Genomic DNA, 26247 nt, shown 5'->3' with positions numbered 1-26247 from the left:
AGTTCCTCTTCAGTCGCCCGCTTAGTTGCGCACCGGCTTGCCGGTCTGCAGCATGCCCATGATCCGTTCCTGCGTCTTTTGCGTGCCGAGCAGCTCGACGAACGCACGACGCTCGAGTTGCAGCAGCCATTCTTCGTCGACGAGGCTGCCCGCTTCGACGTCGCCGCCGCACACCGCTTCCGCGATGCGGCTCGCGATCAGGAAGTCGTGATCGCTGATGAAGCGGCCGTCGCGCATGTTGACGAGCGACGCCTTGATCGTCGAGATCGCCGAGCGGCCCGCGACCGGCACCTGGGTCGCGCGCAGCGGCGCACGGTAGCCCGCCGCGGCGAGCGCGCGCGCTTCCTTCTTCGCGACGTCGAGCAGTTCGAACACGTTGAAGACGATCGTGTCGGACGGCTTCAGGTAGCCCATCGCGCGTGCATCGAGCGCGGAGGACGACACCTTCGCCATCGCCGCGTTCTCGAACGACTTTTGCAGGAACTTCAGCAGATCGTTGGTCGCCCCGACCTGGCTTGCCGCTTCGGCCGCGCGCAGCGCCGCTTCTTTCAGGCCACCGCCCGCCGGCACCAGCCCCACGCCGACTTCGACGAGACCCAGATAGCTCTCGATGTGCGCGACACGCTTCGCGCTATGCAACGCGAGCTCGCAGCCACCGCCGAGCGCGATGCCCGAGATCGCCGCAACCACCGGCACGTTCGCATATTTCACGCGCAGCATGCCTTGCTGGAAACTCTTCACGAACGGCTCGATGCCCTTCGCGCCGCCCATCATGAACGCGGGCATCGCTTCTTCGAGGTTCGCGCCCGCCGAGAACGGACCGCCCGGCGTGCCGAGCTTCAGCGAAGTCGGTTGCCACACGACGAGGCCCTTGTACTCCTTCTCGGCCAGTTCGATCGCCTGCGTCAGACCTTCGATCACCGCCGGTCCGATCGTGTTCATCTTGCTCTTGAACGACACGATCAGCACGTCGTCCTCGCCCGCGCGATCGTCGACCCATGCGCGCACCGCATCGGTCTCGAACAGCGTCTTGCCGTAAGTCTTCGGATCGGCGCCGGTTTCGCCGATGAGCGGCGCGCGGAACACCTGCTTCTTGTACACGTCGAGCGACGAGCGCGGCACGAACGTCTGCGTGGCCGGCGACCACGAACCTTCGGCCGTGTGCACGCCGCCCTTGTCGGCGACCGCACCTTCGAGCACCCACGACGGCAGCGGTACGTTGGCGAGCGACTTGCCCGCCGCGATGTCTTGCTGCACCCACTCGGCGACCTGCTTCCAGCCGGCCGTCTGCCAGCCCTCGAACGGACCTTCGTTCCAGCCGAAGCCCCAGCGGATCGCGAGGTCGACGTCGCGCGCGTTGCCGGCGATCGACTCCAGATGCAAGGCGATGTAGTGAAAGACGTCGCGGAAGATCGACCACAGGAACTGCGCCTGCGGATGCTGCGTTTCACGCAACAGCTTCAGGCGCTCGCCAGCCGGACGCTTCAGGATGCGGCCGACGATTTCGTCCGCCTTGCCGCCGCCGTCGACGTACTCGCCGGTCTTCGGGTCGAGCACCTTGATCGCCTTGCCTTCCTTGCGGTAGAAGCCGGCGCCGGACTTCTGACCGAGCGCGCCCTTCTTCACCAGTTCAGCGAGCACAGCCGGCGTTTCGTAGACCGGCAAGAACGGATCGTCCGGCAGCGTGTCCTGCATCGTCTTGATCACGTGCGCCATCGTGTCGAGACCGACCACGTCGGCGGTGCGGAACGTCGCCGACTTCGCGCGGCCGAGGCGCGCGCCGGTCAGGTCGTCCACTTCGTCGAAACGCAGGCCGAACTTCCCGGCTTCGGCGATAACCGCGAGGATCGAGAAAACGCCGACGCGGTTCGCGATGAAGTTCGGCGTGTCCTTCGCGCGCACGACGCCTTTGCCGACCACGCTGGTCAGGAAGGTTTCGAGCTGATCGAGAATTTCCGGACGCGTCGTCGCGGTCGGGATCAGTTCGACCAGATGCATGTAGCGCGGCGGATTGAAGAAGTGGACGCCGCAGAAGCGCGCCTTCAGTTCGTCCGAGAAACCTTCGGACAACGCGGTGATCGACAGCCCCGACGTATTGGTCGCGAAGATCGCGCTCGGACCGATGTGCGGCGCGACCTTCTTGTACAGGTCGTGTTTCCAGTCCATCCGTTCGGCGATCGCTTCGATCACGACGTCGCACTCGGCGAGCTTCTCGATGTCGTCGTCGTAGTTCGCGGGCTGGATGTATTGCGCGTCGTCCTTCACGCCGAACGGCGCCGGCGACAGCTTCTTCAGATTCTCGATCGCCTTCAGCGCGATGCCGTTTTTGGGGCCTTCCTTGGCGGGCAGATCGAACAGCAGCACGGGCACCTTGGCGTTGATCAGGTGCGCGGCGATCTGCGCGCCCATCACGCCGGCGCCGAGCACGGCTACCTTGCGAATGATCAGATTGCTCACGTCGTTTCTCCGGAGAGTTGTGCGGTGGCGCGAAGCATCAGCCATGCTTCGCGCGAGGTGTGTGGTCTGGAGCGAGGCAACGCGGGTTCGCTCCGCGCGGGCGCCTCGCTCTATCTGTGAGCGTTAGAACAACGCTTCTTCGACGTCCATCATCGGCTTCGAACCGGCCCGCGCCTGGCGGATCGTCATCGCCGTTTCGGGCAGCAGCTTCGCGAAGTAGAACCGCGCGGTCGCGAGCTTCGCCTTGTAGAACGGATCGCCCGATGCCTCTTTGTCCAGCGCGATACGCGCCATGCGCGCCCAGAAGTACGAGAACACCAGATGGCCGACCGTGCGCAGATACGGCACGGCCGCGGCGCCGACTTCGTCCGGATTCTGCATCGCCTTCATGCCGATTTCCATCGTCAGCTTCTGCACCTTTTCACCGATGTCGGCGAGCGGGTTCACGAACTCCTGCATTTCCGGCTTGATGCCTTCGGCTTCGACGAACTCGGCGACGAGCTTGCCGAACTTCTTCAGCTTCGCGCCCATGTCACCCAGCACCTTGCGGCCGAGCAGGTCGAGCGACTGGATGCCGTTGGTGCCTTCGTAGATCATGTTGATGCGCGCGTCGCGCACGTACTGCTCCATGCCCCATTCGGCGATGAAGCCGTGGCCGCCGTAGATTTGCATCGCGTGATTGGTGCCTTCGAACGCGTTGTCCGACAGGAACGCCTTCAGGATCGGCGTGAGCAGCGCGACCAGGTCGGCGGCTTCCTTGCGCTCGGCTTCGTCGGCGTGCGACAGCTCCTTGTCGATCTGCAGCGCCGACCAGTACGAGAACGCGCGGCCGGCTTCGGCGTAGGCCTTCTGCGTCAGCAGCATGCGGCGCACGTCCGGATGCACGATGATCGGATCGGCGGCCTTCTCCGGCGCCTTCGGTCCGGTCAGCGAACGCATCTGCAGACGCTCTTTCGCATACGTGAGCGAATTCTGATACGCGACTTCGGTCAGGCCGAGGCTCTGCATGCCGACGCCGAGACGCGCGGCGTTCATCATCACGAACATCGCGTTCAGGCCTTTGTTCGGCTCGCCGACCATCCAGCCCTTCGCGTTGTCGAGGTTGATCACGCAGGTCGCGTTGCCGTGAATGCCCATCTTGTGCTCGATCGAGCCGCACTTCACGCCATTGCGCTCGCCGGGCTCGCCCGCTTCGTTCGGCACGAACTTCGGCACGATGAACAGCGAAATTCCCTTGGTGCCCTTCGGCGCATCCGGCAGACGCGCGAGCACGAGGTGAACGATGTTCTCCGCCAGATCGTGTTCACCGCTCGAGATGAAGATCTTAGTGCCGCTGATCGAGTACGAGCCGTCGCCATTCGGCTCGGCCTTGGTGCGCAGAATGCCGAGGTCGGTGCCGCAATGCGGCTCGGTCAGACACATCGTGCCGGTCCAGACGCCCGCGACGAGCTTCGGCAGATAGCGCTGCTGCAGCTCCGGCGTGCCGTGCGCGTGCAGGCATTCGTACGCGCCGTGCGACAGGCCCGGATACATCGTCCACGCTTGATTCGCTGAGTTCAGCATTTCGTAGAGCGCGTTGTTGACGAACGCGGGCAGCCCCTGACCGCCGTATTCCGGGTCGCAGCCAAGCGCCGGCCAGCCGGCTTCGACGTATTGTTGATAGGCTTCCTTGAAGCCCTTCGGCGTGGTCACGACGCCGTCGCCGACATACGTGCAGCCTTCCTTATCGCCGCTGTGGTTGAGCGGGAACAGCACTTCGGAGCAGAACTTGCCGGCTTCCTCGAGCACCGCGTTGATCGTGTCGGCGTCGAGATCGGCGTGCTTCGGCATGTGCCGAAGTTCGCCTTCGACGTTGAGCAGTTCGTGTAACACGAATTGCATGTCGCGCAGCGGCGCGGCGTACTGTCCCATGACTTCCTCTCCCTAGATTGACAAAAAGCCAGGCCGTTGGCCGGGTCCGTGTACGGACCTTGTGCGCCGCGCGTTTCCGGTAAGTTCCGGCGACGCCGCTAACGGCTTTCGCTCTGATATGAATTAATCAGTTTTTCGAGCGCGGCCCACGTGAGACGCACCGCATCCGGCAAATGCAGGAATCGCGCGTCGTGATGCAGGCCGAGCGTAACGCTATACAGTTCGAACAGCATCAGCTCCGGGTCGGTATCGGCGCGCAGATGCCCTTCTTCCATCGCTTGCGAAATCGCGCGCGTGAGCGCCGCACGCCACGTCGTCACGCTCGACACCAATTGCTCGCGCACCTGGCTGTCCGCGCGATCGTCGTATTCGACGGCGCCGCTGATGTAGATGCATCCGGTCGTGACTTCCTGAATGCGCTTCTCGAACCAGCGGGAAATCATCGCGCGCAAGCGCGGCAGACCACGCGGCTCACGCAGGCTCGGGAAAAACACCTCGTCTTCGAAACGGCGGTGATATTCGCGCACGACCTCCACCTGCAGATCCTCACGCGACCCGAAATGCGCGAACACGCCGCTCTTGCTCATCTGCATGCGCTCGGCCAGCAGGCCAATCGTCAGACCTTCCAGTCCGTCGCGGCCTGCCAGATCGAGTGCTGCGTCGAGAATCGCGGCTCGGGTTTGTTCGCCTTTTCGCATAGCTGTTCTACCGTTCTAATGTGACCGAATTGAAAATCGAACGGCCGTACTATTATTGAGTGCTTGCCGTCCGCGAAACAAGGACTTTATTAGAAACCCGTTTCTAACCGGCCTCTAATTTTGCGGCTTTCGACCATCAGATCAATCAGATTTTTAGAGGCGTTTGCCTTGATCGATGGTTGCCGACGAGCGCGCGCGTTCTGTTGATGTCAATCGTAGCCGCCCACCGTCAGCAGTTTCATCGCGACGCGGTAGCTCGTGTACGCGATCCAACTCAGCGCGCGCACGCGCGCTGGCCGCGATTCGTAGTGCGCTTCATCGATCCGGCGCGCGTCCGCGAACGCGTCGAGAATCGCGTCGCGAAGTTTCGCGATCGACGGATCGTTGACGAGCACGACGTTCGCTTCGTTGTTGAGCATCAAGCTGAGCGCATCGAGATTCGACGAACCGACCGTGCCCCAGTTCGAATCGACCACCGCGACCTTGCCGTGCAGCAGCGTCTTCTCGTATTCAGCGATCTGCACGCCCGCGCGCAGCAGCGCGTGGTACAGGAACGGCACCGCGTAATCGAGCGCCTTGAACTCCTTGCGCCCGATGATCAGCTTCACGACCACACCGCGCCGCGCCGCGAACACCAGTGCGCGACGCAGCTTGCGACCCGGCATGAAGTACGGATTCGCCAGCAGAATTTCATGGCGTGCCTGGCCGATCGCGGCCAGATAGGCCTTTTCGATCGCGCGGCGGTTGATCAGGTTATCGCGCGCGACGAACGCGACGCACGGCTCGCCGCGGGCCCACAGTTCTTCGTTGCGGCGCCGCCGGCGCCGGCGCAGACTGCCCAGCGAGTTGGCGTCCTGCGACGACGGGTCTGGCCTGATCGAATCGAGCGGTCGATGGCCGAGGCGAATCCGCCGCCACTGCACCTCGATCGCGTCGCGCACGTCACCGACCACCGGCCCGCGCAGTTCGACCGCGAAGTCCCAGCGGTGGTACGGCAGCTTCTCGCCGTTGTTCTCGTAATCGTCGACGATATTGATGCCGCCGCAATACGCGATCCGATCGTCGATCACCGCGAGCTTGCGGTGCGTGCGCGAAAAGCCGAAGCGGCCGAACAGATGCGGGTTGTAGATGCGATGCTCGATGCCGCCAGACGGCCATTGCTCGAACATTTTCAGGCGTGCGGTGCCGATGCCGTCGGTAATCACGCGCACTCTGACACCGCGTGCGGCAGCGCGCAGCAATGCCTCGCTGACCGCCTGGCCAGCTTCGTCGTCGCAGAAGATGTAGGTTTCGAGCGCGACGCTGTGCTCGGCGGCGTCGATGCGCTCGATCAGCGCGTCGAAGAAATCGTCGCCGGAGCGCAGAAGCTCCACCTCATTGTTACTGGTGAAGCGGTAGCGCTGCCAGTAACGACGGCCGAGCAACGTGTGCCGCAGACGCGCGAGGCGGCCCGAGCCGCCTGCGCTCACTGGCCACGCTCCCCGGCCAGCGGGCCGGATTGGGGGTCGATCGTGCGCGTGGCAAGGCGGCGCGGCAACTGCAGGATCGCATCGGCATTCGACGACGAAAAGCAGCGCGATGCGGCCTCTTCATACGGCAGCCACATATACGCGGTGTGTTCGCGCGGCGCGAGCGACACGTCGATACGCTCGGGCACCTGCAGGCTGAACCAGTGCTCGGTGTTGTACAGCACGCCCGCTTCGTAGCGGTAACGAAATTCCGGGTAGATCTCGTAGTCGATCGAGTACTGCCAGTCGAACAACGCGCTGCGGGGCACCAGCGCTCCGCCGACCATGATGCCGGTTTCCTCGCCGACTTCCCGCACCGCCGTGTCGGCGAGCGGTTCGTCGAGCCGGTCTTTCGAACCGGTGACCGATTGCCAGAACGCGGCATGGTCGGCGCGTTCGAGCAGCAGCACGTCGAGCGCGGGCGTATGAATGATGACGAGGACGGACTGCGGAATTTTCGGCGGTTTCGGCATGGCTCAAAACTGGGCGCGACCAGACGCGCGGTACATGTCGGATGACGGTCGAAAGGGTCGGGAAAGCGGTGGCCTCACTGTAACGCAAAAAATGAAAAAGACGCTGAGGTGGAGAACACCTCAGCGCCTTTTCGTTTCGCTCGTGTGGCTTTTTTGCGGCCGCGACAAGCGGCCACGGTTTTACGCCTTCGGTTCCGGCGAACGCAGACGGATGTGCAGCTCGCGCAGCTGACGTTCGTCGACTTCGCTCGGCGCCTGCGTGAGCAGGTCCTGCGCGCGTTGCGTCTTCGGGAACGCGATCACGTCGCGGATCGAGTCGGCGCCGGCCATCATCGTGACGATGCGGTCCAGACCGAACGCGATACCGCCGTGCGGCGGCGCGCCGTATTGCAGCGCGTCGAGCAGGAAGCCGAACTTGGCCTGCGCTTCTTCCGCGTTGATCTTCAGCGCGCGGAACACCTTGCTCTGCACTTCCTCACGGTAGATACGCACCGAGCCGCCGCCGATTTCCCAGCCGTTCAGCACCATGTCGTAGGCCTTCGCGAGGCAGCGCGCCGGGTCCGTTTCGAGGTACTCGAGGTGCTCGTCCTTCGGGCTCGTGAACGGGTGATGCGCAGCGACGTAGCGGTTGTCTTCCTCGTCGTATTCGAACATCGGGAAGTCGACGACCCAGAGCGGCTTCCAGCCGGATTCCACGAGGCCGTTGGCCTTGCCGAATTCCGAATGACCGATCTTCAGACGCAATGCGCCGAGACTGTCGTTGACGACCTTCGCGCGATCCGCCGCGAAGAAGATGATGTCGCCATCTTGTGCGCCGGTGCGCTCGATGATCGCCTTCAGCGCGTCATCGTGCAGGTTCTTCACGATCGGGCTTTGCAGACCGTCACGGCCCTTAGCCGCTTCGTTGACCTTGATCCACGCGAGGCCCTTCGCGCCGTAGATGCGCACGAATTCCGTGTAGCTGTCGATGTCGCCACGCGACAGCTCGCCGCCCTTCGGCACGCGCAGCGCCGCGACGCGGCCGTCCTTCGTGTTGGCCGGGGTGCTGAACACCTTGAAGTCGACGTCGCGCATCGCGTCGGTCAGCTCGGTGAATTCGAGCTTCACGCGCAAGTCCGGCTTATCCGAACCGAAGCGGCGCATCGCTTCCGCGTATTCCATGACCGGGAATTTCTCGTCGAGCTGGACGCCGATCGTCGTCTTGAACACGTGACGGATCATTGCCTCGAACAGATCGCGGATTTCCTGTTCCGACAGGAACGAGGTTTCGCAGTCGATCTGCGTGAATTCCGGCTGACGGTCGGCGCGCAGGTCTTCGTCGCGGAAGCACTTGGTGATCTGGTAGTAACGGTCGAAGTTCGCGACCATCAGCAGCTGCTTGAACAGTTGCGGCGACTGCGGCAGCGCGAAGAACTGGCCCGGGTTCGTGCGCGACGGCACGAGGTAGTCGCGCGCGCCTTCCGGCGTGCTCTTCGTCAGCATCGGCGTTTCGATGTCGATGAAGCCCTGCTCGTCGAGGTACTTGCGCACTTCGATTGCGACGCGATAGCGCAGACGCAGGTTGTGCTGCATCTGCGGACGGCGCAGGTCGAGCACGCGGTGCGTGAGACGCGTGGTTTCCGACAGGTTGTCGTCGTCGAGCTGGAACGGCGGCGTGACCGACGCGTTCAGCACGATCAGCTCGTGGCACAGCACTTCGATCTTGCCGCTCTTCAGCGACGCGTTGGTCGTGCCCTCCGGACGGCCGCGCACGACGCCCTTGACCTGCACGCAGAACTCGTTGCGCACGCCTTCGGCAATCTTGAACATGTCCGCGCGATCCGGATCGCAGACGACCTGAACGAGCCCTTCGCGATCGCGCAGGTCGATGAAGATGACGCCGCCATGGTCGCGGCGGCGGCTTACCCAGCCGCACAGCGAGACGGATTGGCCCAGCAGTTCTTCGGTCACCAGACCGCAGTATTCAGATCTCATCGACATGATGTTTGTCTTTCGTTTTGCATTGGTTGAACGGCGCGCCGCAGATGATCCTGCATGAAGCGTTGCGCGCCGGCATTACAGCGGAGGCTCGACGGTGGTGCGGCGCACCGGCGCCGGCGGTGGCGCGGACGGCGCCACGACGCCCATCGAGACGATGTACTTGAGCGCAGCGTCGACCGTCATGTCGAGCTCGATCACTTCGCTTTTCGGCACCATCAGGAAGAAGCCGGACGTCGGGTTCGGCGTGGTCGGCACGTACACGCTGACGTAATCTTCCTTCAGATGGTTGGCCACGTCGCCGCCCGGAATGCCGGTCAGAAAGGCGATCGTATAGGAACCGCGGCGCGGGTACTCGATCAGCAGCGCCTTGCGGAACGCATTGCCGCTGCTCGACAGTAGCGTGTCGGACACCTGCTTGACGCTGGTGTACAGCGGGCCCACCACCGGAATGTGCGCGACCAGCAGTTCCCACCACTTCACGAGCTTCTGCCCAATGAAGTTCTGCGTCAACAGCCCGACGACGAAGATGAACGCGAGCGTGAGCACCGCGCCGAGGCCCGGCAAGCGATAGCCGATCGCACGTTCCGGCTGCCAGGAGGTAGGCAGCAGCAACAGCGTCTGGTCCATCGTGCCGATGATCAGACCGAGCACCCACAGTGTGATGGCCAGGGGCACCAGCACCAGAAGGCCGGTCAGAAACACCGATTTGAGCGTGAATTTCTTCGTCGTCATGTATACCGCCAGAAAGCTGCGCGGGCCGAGGCCCATGCGCGGTAGATACGCCGCCCGCGCGGGGCGGCGGTCCCACTAGGCGCTGCCGGAACCGCTCGGGCTCGCGGCGGCGGCCGCTGCGGCGGGGGCCGCGGGCGCGGCCGGGGCAGCCTGTTCAGCCGAGGCAGCGGCCGCGGACGGCTCGGACTTCGCTTCCGACGCGGCCGGCGCGCTCGTGCCGCCGCTGCCACCGCGGAAATCGGTCACGTACCAGCCGGAGCCCTTCAACTGGAAGCCGGCGGCGGTGAGTTGCTTGCTAAAGGTGTCTTTTCCGCACTCGGGGCACTGCGTCAACTGGGGGTCGCTCATCTTCTGGAGCACGTCCTTCCCAAAGCCGCATGACCCGCAACGATAAGCGTAGATCGGCATGATCCTTTCCTACTCCAAATCCCTACTGAAATCTTGTAAACGCTTGCAAAGCCTTGAATTATAGCCGCAAACGATGCCCGTTCCCCGGATTTCGGGAAGCGGACGCGTGACGCGCCCGCCACCGCGCCAGATGGGGGCGTCCCGCTGACCTCTCAAGAGCGGCGCGCGGTGGCGTTAGCCGCGACGCCGCCAGGTTAGCCAGCGCTCGTGTCCTGCGAATACCCCGATCGAGTCGTCGACCGCTTCGTCTTCGATCAGCTCGAAGCGTGGCGTGAACAGCGCGTCGAGCTCGTCGCGTTCGACGCCGAACGGCGGTCCCTTCGGCGTCGCGCCGATAAAAAAGAAGCCCGCGAGCAACCCGCCGGACGGCAGCAGTTCGGCCATACGTTGCGCGTAGTCGGCGCGGCGCGTCGGCGGCAGCGCGCAGAAAAACGCCCGCTCATAGATCCATGCCGGCGTAAACGGCGGCGCATAGCTGAAAAAGTCCGCCTGTTCGACCAGCGATGCGCGCTGCGCGCCCAGTTGCTCGCGCGCCGCCGCGACGGCGGCGGCCGAGAAGTCGATCGCGCGCACCGGGTTGCCCTGACGCGCGAGCCATTTCGCTTCCCACGCGCTGCCGCAGCCTGGAATCAGCACGGCGACGTCGCGGTGCCGGTCGGCAAACGCGCGAAACGCGGACGGCACGCCCGCCTGGTCCCAAGGCGTGAAACGGCGCTCGAACCGTTCGTCCCAGAACTCGGGCGAGTTGGGATCGCGGTTCTCGAAATCGGGCATGGGGGGTTGGGTCGGATCGCTCATCGGATGCCTCGTTCAGGATTGCGCCCGGTCGTCACCGCAAGCAGCGGCTGACACTGGCGCTGAAACAGCGCGGCCAATGGGCCATCACCCGCACTCAGCCGCCGTAAGCGAGAGTCAGGAACGCCCGCGCCAGCATCGCGCCTACACCGACCGCCACGCCGAACAGCAGCAAGCCTTGCAGCAGACGGTTGGTGCGCTTCTGCTCGAGCAGGATCTGGCGGATCACGTCGTCGTTCGCGCCGCCAACCGGATGATGGCGCTCGGCCAGCATGTTATGGACGAGGCGCGGCAACTGCGGCAGCGTCTTGCTCCACTGCGGCGCCTCGATCTTCAGACGCTCGTACCAGCCGCGCACGCCGATCTGCTCGTTCATCCAGCGCTCGAGGTAAGGCTTCGCGGTCTTCCAGAGATCCAGTTCGGGGTCGAGCGACCGGCCGAGGCCTTCCACGTTCAGCATCGTCTTTTGCAGCAACACTAGCTGCGGCTGGATCTCAACGTTAAAGCGCCGAGACGTCGAGAACAGGCGCATCAGCACCTGGCCAAGCGAAATGTCCTTCAGCGCGCGATCGAAGTACGGTTCGCAGACCGCGCGGATCGCGCTTTCGAGCTCCTCGACACGCGTGGTCGGCGGCACCCAGCCCGACTCCAGATGCAGCGTCGCGACGCGATGGTAGTCGCGCTTGAAGAACGCGAGGAAGTTCTGCGCGAGGTAGTTTTTATCGAAGTCCGACAGCGCGCCGATGATGCCGAAGTCGAGCGCGATATAGCGGCCGAAGTGCGCGGGATCGAGGCTCACCTGGATGTTGCCGGGGTGCATGTCGGCGTGGAAAAAACCGTCGCGGAACACCTGCGTGAAGAAAATTTCGACGCCCTCGCGCGCGAGCTTGGGGATGTCGACGCCCGCCGCGCGCAACGTATCGACCTGGCTGATCGGCACGCCGACCATGCGCTCCATCACGAGCACCGTGGGCGTGCAGAATTCCCAGTACATCTCGGGCACGAGCAGCAGGTCGAGCCCCTGGAAGTTGCGCCGCAACTGACTACCGTTGGCGGCCTCGCGCATCAGGTCGAGTTCGTCGTGCAGGTACTTGTCGAATTCGGCGACCACCTCGCGCGGCTTCAGGCGTTTGCCGTCGGCCCACAGACGCTCGGCCCACACGGCGATGTCGCGCAACAGCGCGAGGTCGGAGTCGATCACCGGCAGCATGTTGGGGCGCAGCACCTTCACCGCGACCGCCTTGCCCGCGTGCTGGCCGGCCTTCACCGTCGCGAAGTGGACTTGCGCGATCGACGCGCTCGCGACCGGCACCCGCTCGAAGTCGTCGAACAACACGTCGACCGGCGCGCCGAGCGACTTCTCGACGAGCGCGATCGCGACCGCCGAATCGAACGGCGGCACCTGGTCCTGCAGCTTCGCCAGTTCGTTGGCGATGTCGACCGGGAGCAGATCGCGACGGGTCGACAGCACCTGGCCGAACTTGACGAAGATCGGCCCGAGGCTTTCGAGCGCGAGCCGCAGACGCACGCCGGGCGGCGCATCGAACTTGCGGCCGAGCGTCGTGATACGCAGCAGCAGACGCACGCGCCGATCGTTGATGCGGCTCAACATCATTTCGTCGAGGCCGAAGCGGATGACCGTGAAAAATATCTTGAGAAAACGCAGAAAACGCATGGCTGGGCCCGGTGACTAGCGCGTGCCGCGCGACGTGGCGGCGCCGCCCGACGCTTGCGGGCCGCGGGCTTCGACCTTCTGTTCGAGACGCTCGATGCGCTTTTCGACTCGCGCGAGCGAATCACGCGCGCGCGCCAGCTCGACGTTGAAGTCCGCGAGCGCGGTGCGGCGCACCAACTGCGGATTCTCGTCGAGCAGATACTCGGCTGCGGTGTCGAGCAGGTTGCGGCCGGTGCGTTGCACATGCTCGCCGACCGAACGCACGAGCGCCGTGATGCGCCACGCGGGCCCATCACCGATCAGCTTCGCGAGATCTTCCTCCGGTTCCCAGCGCAGATGCTCGGCGAGCTTCGCGATCACGGTCGCGAACTCCGCGTCGCCCTCGATCTTCACGTGCTTCATCACCGCGGCCTGGCCACCTTGCAGGAAGGCAGGCAGTGCGTCGGACGGCACCGAAATCGTCACGTCGAACTGATGCGCATCGGCTTCGTCGAGCGTGCCGAGATAGCCGTCGGGCTGCACGAGCAGTGCGAGCACAACCGGTGGACACGACAGGCGTGCGGTCTTGCCCGCGTACGGGGCGAGGCGCTCGCGGGCCCACGATTCGCGGGCGAGCAGATGATTGACAGCAGCAGCGAAGGGCTTGGCGGCGAGGGTCATCGAAGGTGGCAAGAAAAAACCCGCGCGAGCGAGGTGCTTGCGCGGGCTCCCATTGTAACGTCCGTTCGCTTCGCGGCCTGCTATACCAAACGGCCTAAGCGATGCGCGAAGCCAGGAACCGCTGTGCCGTGGCCGGCTTTTTTCGAGGCAAATGCAACTCGATGCCTCGGCATGTCAGTGTTGCTCGACCTGCTGGATGCCGGCAAGCAGCCAGCCTTCGCCGGCGCGGTTCGCCTTCGTCAGATTCCAGACTTCGACGAACGGCTCGGCCGCCGCGCCCGGAGCCTCGCGGATCAAACCGGAGAAGCGCACGCTCGCGAAGTATTCGGTCGCGCGCTCTTCGACGCCGAGCAGCTCGGCGTTCAACTGCACGACGTCGGTCTGGTTCTGCTGCGTGCCGCGCGCTGTGAGATCGACGCGCACTTCGGCGAACATTTCCGGCGTAGTGAATTCGCGGATGTCATCGATGTTGCCGACGTCCCACGCTGCCTGCAGGCGCACGAAGTACACCTTCGCGTTACGCAGAAACGCTTCCGAATCGAAGCCCGCCGGCACCGACGGCGTCGCGCCGAGCGATGGCGTGGTCAACGGGTTGCCTTGCGGTTCGAGATACGAGCCGGTCGGCGGCGCCGTGTAACGCGGCTCCTGAATATAGTCGGTGCCTCTGGTGTTCAGCGACGGCGCCGTGCCCGCGTAAGCCGGTTGCGCCGCATCGCGCTTACGGCCGGTGAAGCGGCGGATCAGCCAGATCACGACCATCGCGATCAACGCAATGACGATCACGTTGGCGAACATGCCGGCGAACGCCTCGCCGAGCCCGAAATGCGACAACAACGCGGCGATGCCGAGACCGGCCGCGAGACCGGCGATCGGCCCAAGCCAGCGATTGCGGTTCGGCGCGGCGGGCGGCGTGGGCTTGGTTGCAGGAGCCGCCGGCTGCGCGCTCTGCTGCGTGGCCTGATTGTTCTGCGCCGGCTGGGAAGGCGGCGGCGTCTGGCGCTGCTGCTGCAGACTGTTCGATTGACGGCCGAAGCTGCGGCCTCCGCCCATGCGGCGTGCTTCGGCGTCGAGAGAGGCAAGGGTGCCGGCCGTGAGCAGACCGACCATCGCGATCAGTCCGATTCTTCTCGCCAGCGACCCCTTAACCTTACGAGTAGATAACAAATTCGAATCGGACATTTCGCACTTTCCTTTAAAAATCGATGGGTTAGAGGACCCTAGTATTTGGTCCCCACATGCAACGCTACCACGCCAGCTGACAAATTGTAATATTTGACGCCGTCGAGACCAGCTTGTTCCATCATAGTTTTCAAAGTTTCCTGGTCAGGATGCATGCGGATCGATTCCGCCAGGTACTGGTAGCTTTCCGCGTCCTTGGCGAAGCGCTCGCCGAGCCACGGCAACACCTTGAACGAATACAGATCGTAGACCTTCTTCAGCGGGTTCCATACCTTCGAGAACTCGAGCACGAGCAGCCGCCCGGCCGGTTTCAGCACACGACGCATCTCGGCGAGCGCGATGTCTTTATGCGTCATGTTGCGCAAGCCGAAAGCGACTGTCACGACGTCGAAATAGTTATCCGGGAACGGGATTTTTTCGGCATCGCAAAGCAGCGTCGGCGTGATGATGCCTTTGTCGAGCAGCCGGTCGCGGCCGACGCGCAGCATCGATTCATTGATGTCGGTATGCCAGACCTCGCCCGTCTCGCCCGCCTGTTTGGCGAACGCTTTCGACAGATCGCCCGTGCCGCCCGCGATGTCGAGCACCTTGTAGCCCGGCCGCACGTTGGCCTGGGCGATCGTGAACACCTTCCACGCCCGGTGCAATCCGCCCGACATCAGGTCGTTCATCAGGTCGTAGTTGGCGGCCACCGAGTGGAACACCCCCGCCACTTTCTGCGCCTTGTCCTGTTCGTCGACCGATTGAAAGCCGAAGTGGGTTTTGCTCATCGCGCTCGTCCTTTCGCGTGTTCTTGAATGTTGCGCCGCTCGAGCGGCGTTCGGGGGCGAATCGTATCAGTGACAGTGCCCGTGCGCAGCAGCGGCGGGCACCATCGGGGTGTCGCGGTCGATGCCGGCCGCTGCCAGTTTGGCGAGATACGCGCGCCAGAGTTCATCCTGACGCACGGCCATGTCGTACAGCAGGTCCCACGAATAGATACCGGTGGAGTGTCCATCGGAGAAAGTCGGCTGCAGCGCGTAATTGCCGACGCCTTCGATCATCGTGATCGTCACGTCGCGCTTACCGGTTTGCAGCGTTTCCTGGCCGGGCCCGTGGCCCTGCACTTCCGCCGACGGCGAATACACGCGCAGCAGTTCGAACGGCAGCCGATACGCTTCGCCGTTCGCGTACTGCAGTTCCAGCACACGCGACTTCGAATGCACGACCACGCCGGTCGGCACCGGCGTCTCGGGAGTCAATCCGCTCATGTTGGCCTCATCAGATAACGGCGGGTGATAACGACGGATCGGCCGCCCAGCGCACCGACGGGAGCCCGGCGGTGCACGGCGGCGGATTCGGCGACGCTCAGCCCAGCGCCTGTTCGATTTCCTGCCGCACCGCTTCGCGCAGCAGCGTGGCATGCGCACGACGTGACGACAGCATCGCTTCGGACACCGTGCGCTGGCGCGGCGCCCAGATCGGCAGGGGGAAATGCGCGTCGTTCGAGAAACGCGGAATCACGTGCCAGTGCACGTGCGGCACCTGGTTGCCGAGGCTCGCGAGATTGACCTTCGCCGGCTGCATCACGCGCCGCTGCGCACGCTCGACCGCGTACACGGCCTTCATCACGTGATCGCGCTCGTCGGCGGAAAGATCCGAAAACTCGGCTACGTGAGCGTTCCAGATGACCCGGCAAAAGCCCGGGTAGTCGTGTTCGTCGGCGAGGACGACTCGCAACGCGTCGTCCTGCCATAGCACATCGCCGCCGTCTTCACGGCAAAAAACGCAGTCCATCGTCGTCCTCGGCAAATATCGTCGGTCGTGCCATTAAACCAGCACGCGCTCGATTCCGCCATTGTTCGCCCGTTGTACGTAGTCCGCCATCCAGTTTTCGCCGAGCACGTGACGTGCCATCTCGACCACGATGTAATCCGCCTCGGTACCCGCGTCTTCGTTGTAGCGCGACAGCCCTTGCAGGCACGACGGGCAGCTCGTGAGGATCTTGACGTCGGTCGAACCCGCGTTGCCGTTACCCGGCTGCGGACCGTCGCCGGCCTTCAGCACCGAACCGTTCGGCGCACCGGCGGATCCGGCCGATGCATTGGCCGGATTGATCGCGTTCGCGCCTGCTTCGGCGACGAGTGGAATGCCGCGCAGCTTCGCCGCGCCCTTGCGAATTTCCTCTTCCTTGCGGAAACGCACCTGGGTCGAGATGTCGGGACGCGTGACCGCGAGCGTGCCCGATTCGCCGCAGCAGCGGTCGTTCTTCTCGATCTTGTAGCCGTCCTGCTCCGAACCCATCAGCTGATTGACGAGCTTGACCGGGTCCATCGTCTTGATCGGCGAGTGGCACGGGTCGTGGTACATGTAGCGCACGCCGTTCACGCCATCGAGCTTGATGCCTTTTTCCAGCAGGTACTCGTGGATGTCGATGATCCGGCAGCCCGGGAAGATCTTTTCGAATTCGTACCCGGCGAGCTGGTCGTAGCACGTGCCGCACGACACCACCACCGTCTTGATGTCGAGGTAGTTCAGCGTATTGGCGACGCGGTGGAACAGCACGCGGTTGTCGGTGACGATCTGCTCGGCCTTGTCGTACTGGCCCGAGCCCCGCTGCGGATAACCGCAGCACAGGTAGCCCGGCGGCAGCACGGTCTGCACGCCCGCCTCCCACAGCATTGCCTGGGTCGCGAGACCAACCTGCGAGAACAGCCGCTCGGAGCCGCAGCCCGGGAAGTAGAACACCGCTTCGGTGTCGGCGGTGGTCGTCTTCGGGTTGCGGATGATCGGGACGATCTTGTTGTCCTCGATATCGAGCAACGCGCGCGCGGTCTTCTTCGGCAGGTTGCCCGGCATCTTCTTGTTCATGAAGTGGATCACCTGCTGCGTGATCGCCGGCTTGCCGACCGTGGCGGGCGGATGCGCAGTCTGCTTCTTCGTGAACTTCTTCAGCACCTCGTTGCCGAGGCGTTGCGCCTTGTAGCCGACGCCCATCATCGCGGTGCGCGCGAGGTTGATGGTCTGAGGATTCGTCGCGTTCAGGAAGAACATGCCCGCGGCGTTGCCCGGGTTGAATTTCTTCTTGCCCATCTTGCGCAACAGATTGCGCATGTTCATCGACACGTCGCCGAAGTCGATCTTCACCGGGCACGGCGTCACGCACTTGTGGCACACGGTGCAGTGATCGGCGACGTCGTTGAACTCGTCCCAGTGCTTGATCGACACGCCACGCCGCGTCTGCTCTTCGTACAGGAAAGCCTCCACCAGCAGGGACGTGGCGAGAATCTTGTTGCGCGGGCTGTACAGCAGGTTCGCGCGCGGCACGTGCGTCGCACAGACCGGCTTGCACTTGCCGCAGCGCAGACAGTCTTTGATCGACTCGGAAATCGCGCCGATATCGGACTGCTGCATGATCAGCGATTCGTAGCCCATCAGGCCGAAGCTCGGCGTGTACGCGTTGCGCAGGTCCGCACCTTCGAGCAGCTTGCCCGCGTTGAAGCGGCCATGCGGATCGACGCGCTGCTTGTACTTGCGGAATTCGCCGATCTCGTCGTCGGTCAGGAATTCGAGCTTCGTGATGCCGATGCCGTGCTCACCCGAGATCACGCCGTCGAGCGAACGCGCGAGCTTCATGATGCGCGCGACCGCGGCGTGTGCGTCCTGCAGCATCTCGTAGTTGTCGGAGTTGACCGGCAGGTTCGTGTGCACGTTGCCGTCGCCCGCGTGCATGTGCAGCGCAACGAACACGCGGCCGCGCAGCACCTGCTTGTGGATCGCCTGGGCTTCGTCGAGGATCGGCTTGAACTCGCCGCCGTTAAAAATCTGCCGCAATTCGGCGCGGATTTCCTGCTTCCACGACACGCGGATCGTGCGGTCTTGGGCGAGGTGGAATACGGTTGCGTCCGGTTGCGCGTCGACGCGATCGGCGAACTTCTCGGCGAGCGATTCGTAGCCGAGGCCGACCAGATAGTGCTGCGCCTCACGCAGCGACAAGTCGAGCTTGTCGCGCACGAATTCCCAGCGCGTGCGCACCCGCGCGAGCAGATCGAGAGCCTGCTGCACGCGGTCTTCGAGCAGTTCGGCACTCGGGATTTCGTTCGCGTCGTCGCTCTTGCCGAGCGGCAGCTTGCCGCCCTTGAAGAACGCTTCGAGCGCGTCGACCAGCTGCAGCTTGTTCTTCAGCGACAGCTCGATGTTGATGCGCTCGATGCCGTCCGTGTACTCGTCCATGCGATCGAGCGGAATCACGACGTCTTCGTTGATCTTGAACGCGTTGGTGTGCTTCGCGATCGCGGCAGTGCGGCTGCGGTCGAGCCAGAAGCGCTTGCGGGCCTCGGCGCTGACCGCGACGAAACCTTCGCCGCTCTTGCCGTTGGCCATGCGTACGACTTCCGAGGTGGCCTGCGCGACCGCGTCCGCATCGTCACCAACGATGTCGCCGATCAGCACCATCTTCGGAAACGCGTTGCGCTTGCTCTTGGTCGCATAGCCGACCGCGCGCAGATAGCGCTCGTCCAGATGCTCCAGACCCGCGAGAATCGCGCCGCCCTGGCGCGACGTCTCGAACAGGTAGTCCTTGATTTCGACGATGCTTGGAATCGCCTCGCGCGCCTGGCCGAAGAACTCGAGACAGACGGTGCGCGTATGCGCGGGCATCTTGTGCAGCACCCAGCGCGCCGACGTGATGAGCCCGTCGCAGCCTTCCTTCTGCACGCCCGGCAGACCGGCGAGGAATTTGTCGGTGACGTCCTTGCCGAGGCCTTCCTTGCGGAACACGCGGCCCTTGATGTCGAGCGATTCGGTGCGCAGCAGCTTCTCGCCCGGCGCGTAGTTGCCGTCGAACCACTTGAGCTCGAAACGCGCGACTTCGATGTCGTGGATCTTGCCCATGTTGTGCTCGAGACGCGTGACTTCGAGCCAGTTTCCTTCCGGGTCGACCATGCGCCACCACGCGAGGTTATCGAGCGCCGTGCCCCATAGCACCGCCTTCTTGCCGCCCGCGTTCATCGCGACATTGCCGCCGACGCAGGACGCGTCGAGCGAGGTCGGGTCGACCGCGAACACGAAGCCGGCCTGCTCGGCCGCCTCGGTCACGCGGCGCGTGACGACGCCCGCGCCCGAGAAAATCGTCGCGACCTTGCGATCGACGCCCGGCAGCTGGGTCATTTCGACCGGGCCGAGCTGTTCGAGCTTTTCGGTGTTGATGACGGCCGAGAACGGCGTGAGCGGCACCGCGCCGCCCGTGTAGCCGGTGCCGCCGCCGCGCGGAATCACGGTCAGGCCGAGTTCGAAGCAGGCCTTGATCATGCCGGCGATTTCGGCCTCGGAGTCCGGCGTCAGCACGACGAACGGGTATTCGACGCGCCAGTCGGTCGCGTCGGTCACGTGCGAGACGCGCGACAGACCGTCGAACTTGATGTTGTCCTTCTGCGTGACCTTGCCGAGCACGCGGGTGGTGCGGCGGCGCAGGTCGTAGGTCTGCTGGAATTCGCTGGCGAATTGGTCGATCGCGCGGCGCGCGGCCTGCACCAGCTTTTCGACGCGCGCGGCGCGATCGACGCCGGCTTCGTCGCCGTGTTCGCTCAGATCGGCGCGGCGGCGCTTCTCGATTTCGGCGAGACGGTGGTTGAGCGCCTCGATCAGCAGCGCGCGGCGCTTCGGGTTGTCGAGCAGGTCATCCTGCAGATACGGATTGCGGCGCACGACCCAGATATCGCCGAGCACTTCGTACAGCATGCGCGCCGAGCGGCCGGTGCGGCGTTCGGCGCGCAGTTCGGCGAGCGCGTCCCAGGCGTCGTTGCCGAGCAGACGGATGACGATTTCGCGGTCGGAAAACGACGTGTAGTTATAGGGAATTTCGCGCAGACGCGCTTCGGGATCGGCGGCCACCGCAGCGGCTGCGCCGTGCGGATCGAAAACTTGAGGTGCGTTCATGTTTGGACGACTCGGTAGGTCGGCCTGGCGCGCTCGTCACGAGGCGTCGGCCGACAATGCGCGTGGAGCGCAATGCTTGAAATCTTCTAGGGCTTCCAGGAGAGCGAACACGACCGGCGGCAAACTCACGGCGGTCGCTTCGCGGCACTCAGAGACAGCTACACGATCGCGCGCGGCGGACATGCCGCTCCGCCGCGGGGCACGATTCGCGGGGAACGGGCATTAAATGGGCGATCCGAGGCTGCCAGTGCATCTTCCGATCCTTATTCCAAAATGGAATTCTACCGCATCATCCCGCCACGCGTTGGCGGCGGGAATCGGGGCGGTGACGGCGGTTTGGGGGATTTGGCGGCGAATCCCGCGGCGTTTCGCATGCTGCCCCATTGACCGGCCGGACTGTTCGGCAAACGTCGATCCGCGGTGCCGAAACGGGCCGGCCAGGGGCGTGCACCCTTCCCCGCCGCGCGCGGAACGGCCAGCGCGGGCACCGTTGGCGCTATCATTGACGTTTTCCCGTCTCACACAGCGCACCGCGCGACCCGCATGGCTTCCCACGACTACCTGAAAAAGACCCTGACCGCGCGCGTCTACGACGTGGCGCGCGAGACCGAACTCGAACGCGCGCCGAACCTGTCGGCACGGCTGCGCAATCCGGTCTATCTGAAGCGCGAGGACAACCAGCCGGTGTTCTCGTTCAAGCTGCGCGGCGCGTACAACAAGATGGCGCATATCCCGGCCGAAGCGCTCGGTCGCGGCGTGATCACCGCGTCGGCGGGCAATCATGCGCAGGGCGTGGCGTTGTCGGCCGCACGCATGGGCGTGAAGGCGATCATCGTCGTGCCGGTGACGACGCCGCAGGTCAAGGTCGACGCGATCCGCACGCACGGCGGGCCGACCGTCGAGGTCGTGCAGTTCGGCGAATCGTATAGCGATGCCTATGGTCACGCGGTCAAGCTGCAGGAAGAGCGCGGCCTGACCTTCGTGCATCCGTTCGATGATCCATACGTGATCGCCGGCCAGGGCACCGTCGCGATGGAAATCCTGAGCCAGCACCAGGGGCCGATTCACGCGATCTTCGTGCCGATCGGCGGCGGCGGTCTCGCGGCCGGTGTCGCTGCATACGTGAAATCGGTGCGCCCGGAGATCAAGGTGATCGGCGTGCAGACCGATGATTCGTGCGCGATGGCTGCGTCGCTGAAAGCGGGCGAGCGCGTGACGCTGAACGAAGTGGGCCTGTTCTCGGACGGCACCGCGGTGAAGCTCGTCGGCGAGGAAACCTTCCGCCTGTGCAGCGAATATCTCGACGAAGTGCTGCTCGTGAACACCGATGCGCTGTGCGCGGCGATCAAGGACGTGTTCCAGGATACCCGCAGCGTGCTCGAACCCGCGGGCTCGCTCGCGGTGGCGGGCGCCAAGCAGTACGCCGAACGGGAAGGCATCGAGAACCAGACGCTGATCGCGATCACGTCGGGCGCGAACATGAACTTCGACCGTATGCGCTTCGTCGCCGAACGCGCCGAAGTGGGCGAAGCACGCGAAGCGGTATTCGCGGTGACGATCCCCGAAGAGCGCGGCAGCTTCAAGCGCTTCTGCGAACTGGTCGGCACGCGCAGCGTCACCGAATTCAACTACCGGATCGCCGACGCGAACTCGGCGCACATCTTCGTCGGGGTGCAGATCCGCAACCGCAGCGAACCGGCGCAGATCGCCGACGCATTCGAAGCGCACGGCTTCGCGACCGTCGATCTGACCTTCGACGAACTGTCGAAGCAGCACATCCGCTACATGGTCGGCGGCCGCTCGCCGCTCGCGCGCGACGAGCGTCTGTTCCGTTTCGAGTTTCCCGAGCGTCCGGGCGCGCTGATGAAATTCCTGTCGTCGATGGCGCCGAACTGGAACATCAGCCTGTTCCACTATCGCAACCAGGGCGCGGACTACAGTTCGATTCTGGTCGGCATTCAGGTGCCCGAGAGCGACCATGCAGCGTTCGAGCGCTTCATCGAAACGCTCGGCTACCCGTGCTGGGAAGAAACGAAAAACCCGGTCTACCGCCTCTTCCTCGCCTGATCTCTTCGGACCGGAACTCACTGATGGCGCTTTCGCTTGTCGACAAACTGGTGGTCGCAATCTCGTCGCGCGCGCTGTTCGACTTCGAGGAAGAGAACCGCGTCTACGAGGCCGGCGACCTGAAGGCCTACGAGGCGTTGCAGCGCGAGCGCCTGAACGTGCCCGCGAAACCGGGCGTCGCGTTTCCGCTGATCCGCAAATTGCTCGCGCTGAACGCCGCCGGCGGTCATCGCGTCGAAGTGGTGATCCTGTCGCGCAGCGATCCGATCAGTGGCTTGCGCGCGTTTCATTCGTGCCGCGAACACGGACTCGCGATCGAGCGCGGGGTGTTCACGCGCGGCCGCGCACCGTTCGCTTATCTGAAGCCGTTGAACGCGTCGCTGTTTCTGTCGGCGAATCAGCAGGACGTGCGCGATGCGCTCGCCGCTGGCTTCCCGGCCGCACGCGTGTTGCCGGAATCGGCGAAAATGGCGAGCAAGTACCCGGACGAAATCCGCATTGCGTTCGACGGCGACGCGGTCTTGTTTTCCGACGAAGCGGAACGCATCTTCCAGAAAGACGGCCTGCGCGCGTTCGTCGGTCACGAGATCGACAACAAGCATCTGCCGCTTGCGGACGGTCCGCTGAAGCCGCTGCTCGAAGCGCTGCACCGGCTGCAAAAACTCGCGGACGCGGCTGCGCCGATGCGCATTCGCACGGCGCTGGTGACCGCGCGCTCGGCCCCCGCGCATGAGCGCGCGATCCGCACCCTGATGGCGTGGAACATCGAAATCGACGAAGCGATGTTCCTCGGCGGCCTCGACAAGAGCGCATTTTTGCGCGAGTTCGAGCCGGACTTTTTCTTCGACGACCAGATCGGCCACTGCGAATCGGCCCGCGTCGTAACGGCGACCGGGCACGTGCTGAGTGGCATCGTGAATGCATCATGACACCCGAACAATCCCCGCTCGGTAAGTCCTCGACTTACACCGAACAATACGATCCGACGCTGCTGTTTCCGATTGCGCGCAGCCATGCGCGCGAGGCGATCGGCATTACCGCGCGACTGCCGTTTTTCGGCACCGATATCTGGAACGCCTACGAGCTGTCATGGCTGAACGCGCGCGGCAAACCGCAAATCGCGGTCGCGACGTTCTTCGTGCCGGCCGATTCGCCGAACATCGTCGAATCGAAATCGTTCAAGCTGTACCTGGGCTCGTTCGCGCAGACCGCCTTCGAATCGACCGAGAGCGTGCGCGACACGATCAAGCGGGACGTGTCCGCGTCGTGCGGCGCGACGGTGTCGGTGCATCTGTACACGCCACACGAATTCGGCAAGCTGAAAATGGAAGAATTCGACGGCCTGTCGCTCGACCGGCTCGAACTCGAGGCGAGCGTCTATCAGCCGGACGCGTCGCTGTTGAGCGCGGCGCACGACGAAGCGCCGGTCGAGGAAACGCTGTTTTCGAACCTGCTGAAGTCGAACTGCCCGGTGACCGGTCAGCCGGACTGGGGCAGCGTGCAGATCCACTATGCCGGCCCGCAGATCGACCACGCGGGCCTGTTGCGCTACATCATCTCGTACCGCAATCACACGGGCTTTCACGAGCAATGCGTCGAGCGGATCTTCGTCGACATCATGAAGAGGTGCAAACCGCTGAAGCTCGCGGTGTATGCGCGCTACACGCGCCGCGGCGGGCTCGACATCAACCCGTTCCGCACCAACTACAACCTGCCGATGCCGGACAACATGCGACTCGCGCGGCAGTAACAGCAACCCGCGAGCAAGCGCAGCGGTAAACGCGACGAGGGCGCCGCAGGCCATCACAGCCAGCGGCGCCCTCGTCACATCAAAGCCGTCAAAGCGCTCAGGCCGCCGGCTTCTTATAAGCGACGCAATCCACCTCCACCTTGCAGTCGATCACCATCGACGACACCACGCACGCGCGCGCCGGCGGATTCTCGCCAAAATACTCGCGAAACACCTTGTTGAACGACGCGAAGTCGCGCGGATCGTCCAGCCAAACACCGCAACGCACGACGTGCTCGGCGCCGTAGCCCGCTTCCTTCAGGATCGCGAACACGTTCTGGATCGCCTTGTGCGATTGCTCGACGATGCCGCCGTTGATCACTTCGCCGTTTTCCATCGGTGTCTGGCCCGACACGAACAGCCAGCCGTCCGCTTCGACCGCACGCGCGAACGGCATCACCTGACCGCCCGTTCCCTTTCCGCCTTCCACGCCATATCGCTTCATCGTCACACTCCTTAAAAAGTCGGGCACGTGCGCGGCGCCCTCGCCGCGCGTGCCGCCATCAATCGATAAAAATCAGAACGCGCCCTGCGCATCGCCCTTCGACGGCGCGCCGCGCGTGAGGAACCGGCCAGCCCGCTCGCCCGTCACCGCGCCGTCGCGATACGAAAGCACGCCGTTGACCCACACCGCGTCGATGCCGGCAGCGGGCTGCTGCGGCTTGTCGAACGTCGCCACGTCGTGCACTTTCGCCGGATCGAACAGCACGAGGTCGGCGTGATAGCCGATATGCACTTCGCCGCGTTGCGCGAGACCGAAGCGGCGCGCGGACAGGCTCGTCATCTTGCGCACCGCTTCCTCGAGCGGCAGCAGCGCGGCATCGCGCGCATAGTGACCGAGCACGCGCGGAAATGCGCCCCACAGCCGCGGATGCGGCAGCGGATCGTTCGGCAAGCCGTCCGAGCCGACCATCGTCGCCGGATGCGACAGGATGCGCCGCACGTCCTCTTCGGACATGTTGTGATAGACCGCGCCCGCCGGTTGCAGGCGCTTGCCCGCTTCCTGCTGCGACACACCCCATTCGGCGGCGACTTCCTTGATCAGCTTGCCCGCCATCTCGGGATGCGGCTCGGACCACGTGATCGTGATGTCGATGTCGCCCGTGACCTGCTTCAGATCGAGCGTCGACGAGCTGCGGTTGTACGGATAGCAGTCGCAACCGACGGGCTGCCCGCCGCGCGCGCCTTCGAGCGACTTCAGCACCTCGACGCTGCGCCCCCAGTTCGACGGCCCCGCGCACTTCAGATGCGAGATCACGACCGGCACGCGCGCATGACGGCCGACGCGGTACGCCTCGTCCATCGCGTCGAGAATCGCATCGAACTCGGTGCGCATGTGGGTCGTGTACAGCGCGCCTGCGGCCGCGAGCGGCTCGGCGAGCGCCATCACTTCCTCGGTCGGCGCGGCGAACGCCGAACCGTATGCGAGCCCCGAGCTGAGACCCAGCGCGCCGTGCGCGAGCGCTTCCTCGAGCTGCGCGCACATGCGCTCGATTTCCTCGGCGGTCGCCGCGCGATCGAGTCGGTCCATCTGGTTATTGCGCAACGCCGTGTGGCCGATCAGCGCGCCGACGTTCACCGCCGGCCGCGCGGCGTTCACCGCGCTCACGTAGTCGGCGAAGGTCGGGTACTGGAACGCGTCGCGCTCGCCGAGCAGGTTCATCGGATCGGGCGGATCGCCCTTCAGCGACACCGGCGATGCGCTGATGCCGCAATTGCCGACGATCACCGTCGTCACGCCCTGGGTGATCTTCGGCAGCATCTGCGGCGAGCGGATCACGTGCGTGTCGTCGTGCGTGTGCACGTCGATGAAGCCCGGCGCGAGCGCGCGCCCCTCGGCCTCGATCACCTCTTCGGCGAGCCAGTTCGACAGATTGCCGATTGCGGCGATGCGCCCGTCGCGGATCGCCACATCGCGCTCGACGGGCGGTGCGCCCGTGCCGTCATACAGTTGCGCGCCGACAATCAGCGTGTCGGCGGCTTCAGGATGCGAATGCAT

The 26247-nt window shown here is 64.3% G+C and carries 21 protein-coding genes; 3 read left to right on the top strand and 18 right to left on the bottom strand.

Going from position 1 to position 26247, the window contains the following annotated elements; genetic code table 11:
• Positions 1-21: 21 nt before the first annotated feature.
• The 16 genes from BC1002_RS01910 to BC1002_RS01835 form a co-directional block, all read right to left on the bottom strand.
• Positions 22-2457, bottom strand: coding sequence for a 3-hydroxyacyl-CoA dehydrogenase/enoyl-CoA hydratase family protein (locus tag BC1002_RS01910; protein ID WP_013088385.1), 2436 nt, complete (start codon positions 2455-2457; stop codon positions 22-24).
• A 123-nt stretch (positions 2458-2580) separates the two neighbouring features.
• On the bottom strand, positions 2581-4368 hold the full coding sequence (locus tag BC1002_RS01905) for an acyl-CoA dehydrogenase C-terminal domain-containing protein (protein WP_013088384.1): 1788 nt from the start codon (positions 4366-4368) through the stop codon (positions 2581-2583).
• A gap of 98 nt (positions 4369-4466) precedes the next feature.
• Positions 4467-5066, bottom strand: coding sequence for a TetR/AcrR family transcriptional regulator (locus tag BC1002_RS01900; protein ID WP_013088383.1), 600 nt, complete (start codon positions 5064-5066; stop codon positions 4467-4469).
• Between the two features lie 209 nt (positions 5067-5275).
• A complete protein-coding gene (gene clsB / locus BC1002_RS01895) occupies positions 5276-6535 on the bottom strand; it encodes a cardiolipin synthase ClsB (RefSeq protein ID WP_013088382.1) in 1260 nt (419 codons plus the stop codon).
• Positions 6532-7047 (bottom strand): dihydroneopterin triphosphate diphosphatase, encoded by a 516-nt coding sequence (nudB, locus tag BC1002_RS01890; protein WP_013088381.1) that lies wholly within the window; start codon positions 7045-7047, stop codon positions 6532-6534. Before nudB ends, clsB begins: the two co-directional genes overlap by 4 nt.
• A 180-nt stretch (positions 7048-7227) precedes the next feature.
• Positions 7228-9027 (bottom strand): aspartate--tRNA ligase, encoded by a 1800-nt coding sequence (gene aspS, locus BC1002_RS01885; RefSeq protein ID WP_013088380.1) that lies wholly within the window; start codon positions 9025-9027, stop codon positions 7228-7230.
• 75 nt (positions 9028-9102) lie between these two features.
• Positions 9103-9759 carry a DUF502 domain-containing protein gene (locus tag BC1002_RS01880; protein WP_026228003.1) on the bottom strand — a complete coding sequence of 219 codons (657 nt, stop codon included), beginning with the start codon at positions 9757-9759 and terminating at the stop codon, positions 9103-9105.
• Positions 9760-9834: 75 nt separating this feature from the next.
• Positions 9835-10167 (bottom strand): FmdB family zinc ribbon protein, encoded by a 333-nt coding sequence (locus tag BC1002_RS01875; protein ID WP_013088378.1) that lies wholly within the window; start codon positions 10165-10167, stop codon positions 9835-9837.
• Positions 10168-10341: 174 nt separating this feature from the next.
• Positions 10342-10965: a methyltransferase domain-containing protein gene (locus tag BC1002_RS01870; protein WP_013088377.1), complete on the bottom strand. Its 624-nt coding sequence runs from the start codon at positions 10963-10965 to the stop codon at positions 10342-10344.
• A 94-nt stretch (positions 10966-11059) separates the two neighbouring features.
• A complete protein-coding gene (gene ubiB, locus BC1002_RS01865) occupies positions 11060-12637 on the bottom strand; it encodes a ubiquinone biosynthesis regulatory protein kinase UbiB (RefSeq protein WP_013088376.1) in 1578 nt (525 codons plus the stop codon).
• A 15-nt stretch (positions 12638-12652) separates the two neighbouring features.
• Positions 12653-13297 (bottom strand): ubiquinone biosynthesis accessory factor UbiJ, encoded by a 645-nt coding sequence (locus BC1002_RS01860; RefSeq protein ID WP_013088375.1) that lies wholly within the window; start codon positions 13295-13297, stop codon positions 12653-12655.
• Positions 13298-13471: 174 nt separating this feature from the next.
• Positions 13472-14476 (bottom strand): Tim44 domain-containing protein, encoded by a 1005-nt coding sequence (locus BC1002_RS01855; RefSeq protein WP_013088374.1) that lies wholly within the window; start codon positions 14474-14476, stop codon positions 13472-13474.
• Positions 14477-14514: 38 nt separating this feature from the next.
• Positions 14515-15246, bottom strand: a complete 732-nt coding sequence (ubiE, locus tag BC1002_RS01850) for a bifunctional demethylmenaquinone methyltransferase/2-methoxy-6-polyprenyl-1,4-benzoquinol methylase UbiE (RefSeq protein WP_013088373.1) — start codon at positions 15244-15246, stop codon at positions 14515-14517.
• A gap of 66 nt (positions 15247-15312) precedes the next feature.
• Complete coding sequence (locus BC1002_RS01845) at positions 15313-15726, bottom strand: gamma-butyrobetaine hydroxylase family protein (protein ID WP_013088372.1); 414 nt, start codon at positions 15724-15726, stop codon at positions 15313-15315.
• Positions 15727-15823: 97 nt separating this feature from the next.
• Positions 15824-16252: an HIT family protein gene (locus BC1002_RS01840; RefSeq protein ID WP_013088371.1), complete on the bottom strand. Its 429-nt coding sequence runs from the start codon at positions 16250-16252 to the stop codon at positions 15824-15826.
• 33 nt (positions 16253-16285) lie between these two features.
• On the bottom strand, positions 16286-20392 hold the full coding sequence (locus BC1002_RS01835; RefSeq protein WP_013088370.1) for a DUF3683 domain-containing protein: 4107 nt from the start codon (positions 20390-20392) through the stop codon (positions 16286-16288).
• A gap of 501 nt (positions 20393-20893) precedes the next feature.
• Between BC1002_RS01835 and ilvA the strand changes: the two genes are divergently transcribed.
• The 3 genes from ilvA to queF are packed head-to-tail and all read left to right on the top strand — an operon-like array spanning position 20894 to position 24209.
• On the top strand, positions 20894-22459 hold the full coding sequence (gene ilvA / locus BC1002_RS01830) for a threonine ammonia-lyase, biosynthetic (RefSeq protein ID WP_274380042.1): 1566 nt from the start codon (positions 20894-20896) through the stop codon (positions 22457-22459).
• 23 nt (positions 22460-22482) lie between these two features.
• Positions 22483-23388 (top strand): 5'-nucleotidase, encoded by a 906-nt coding sequence (locus tag BC1002_RS01825; protein ID WP_013088368.1) that lies wholly within the window; start codon positions 22483-22485, stop codon positions 23386-23388.
• The gene (queF, locus tag BC1002_RS01820; RefSeq protein ID WP_013088367.1) at positions 23385-24209 is read left to right on the top strand and encodes an NADPH-dependent 7-cyano-7-deazaguanine reductase QueF; all 825 of its coding nucleotides are present in this window, start codon (positions 23385-23387) and stop codon (positions 24207-24209) included. Before BC1002_RS01825 ends, queF begins: the two co-directional genes overlap by 4 nt.
• Before the next feature lie 97 nt (positions 24210-24306).
• Here the strand turns inward: queF and BC1002_RS01815 are convergent, their stop codons facing one another.
• Both BC1002_RS01815 and BC1002_RS01810 read right to left on the bottom strand, forming a co-directional pair.
• Complete coding sequence (locus BC1002_RS01815; RefSeq protein ID WP_008923846.1) at positions 24307-24693, bottom strand: RidA family protein; 387 nt, start codon at positions 24691-24693, stop codon at positions 24307-24309.
• Positions 24694-24765: 72 nt separating this feature from the next.
• Positions 24766-26247: an N-acyl-D-amino-acid deacylase family protein gene (locus BC1002_RS01810; protein WP_013088366.1), complete on the bottom strand. Its 1482-nt coding sequence runs from the start codon at positions 26245-26247 to the stop codon at positions 24766-24768.

This window comes from Paraburkholderia atlantica, from assembly GCF_000092885.1.
GTDB classification, from domain to species: domain Bacteria; phylum Pseudomonadota; class Gammaproteobacteria; order Burkholderiales; family Burkholderiaceae; genus Paraburkholderia; species Paraburkholderia atlantica.
This window is presented reverse-complemented; position numbering and strand designations above follow the sequence as displayed.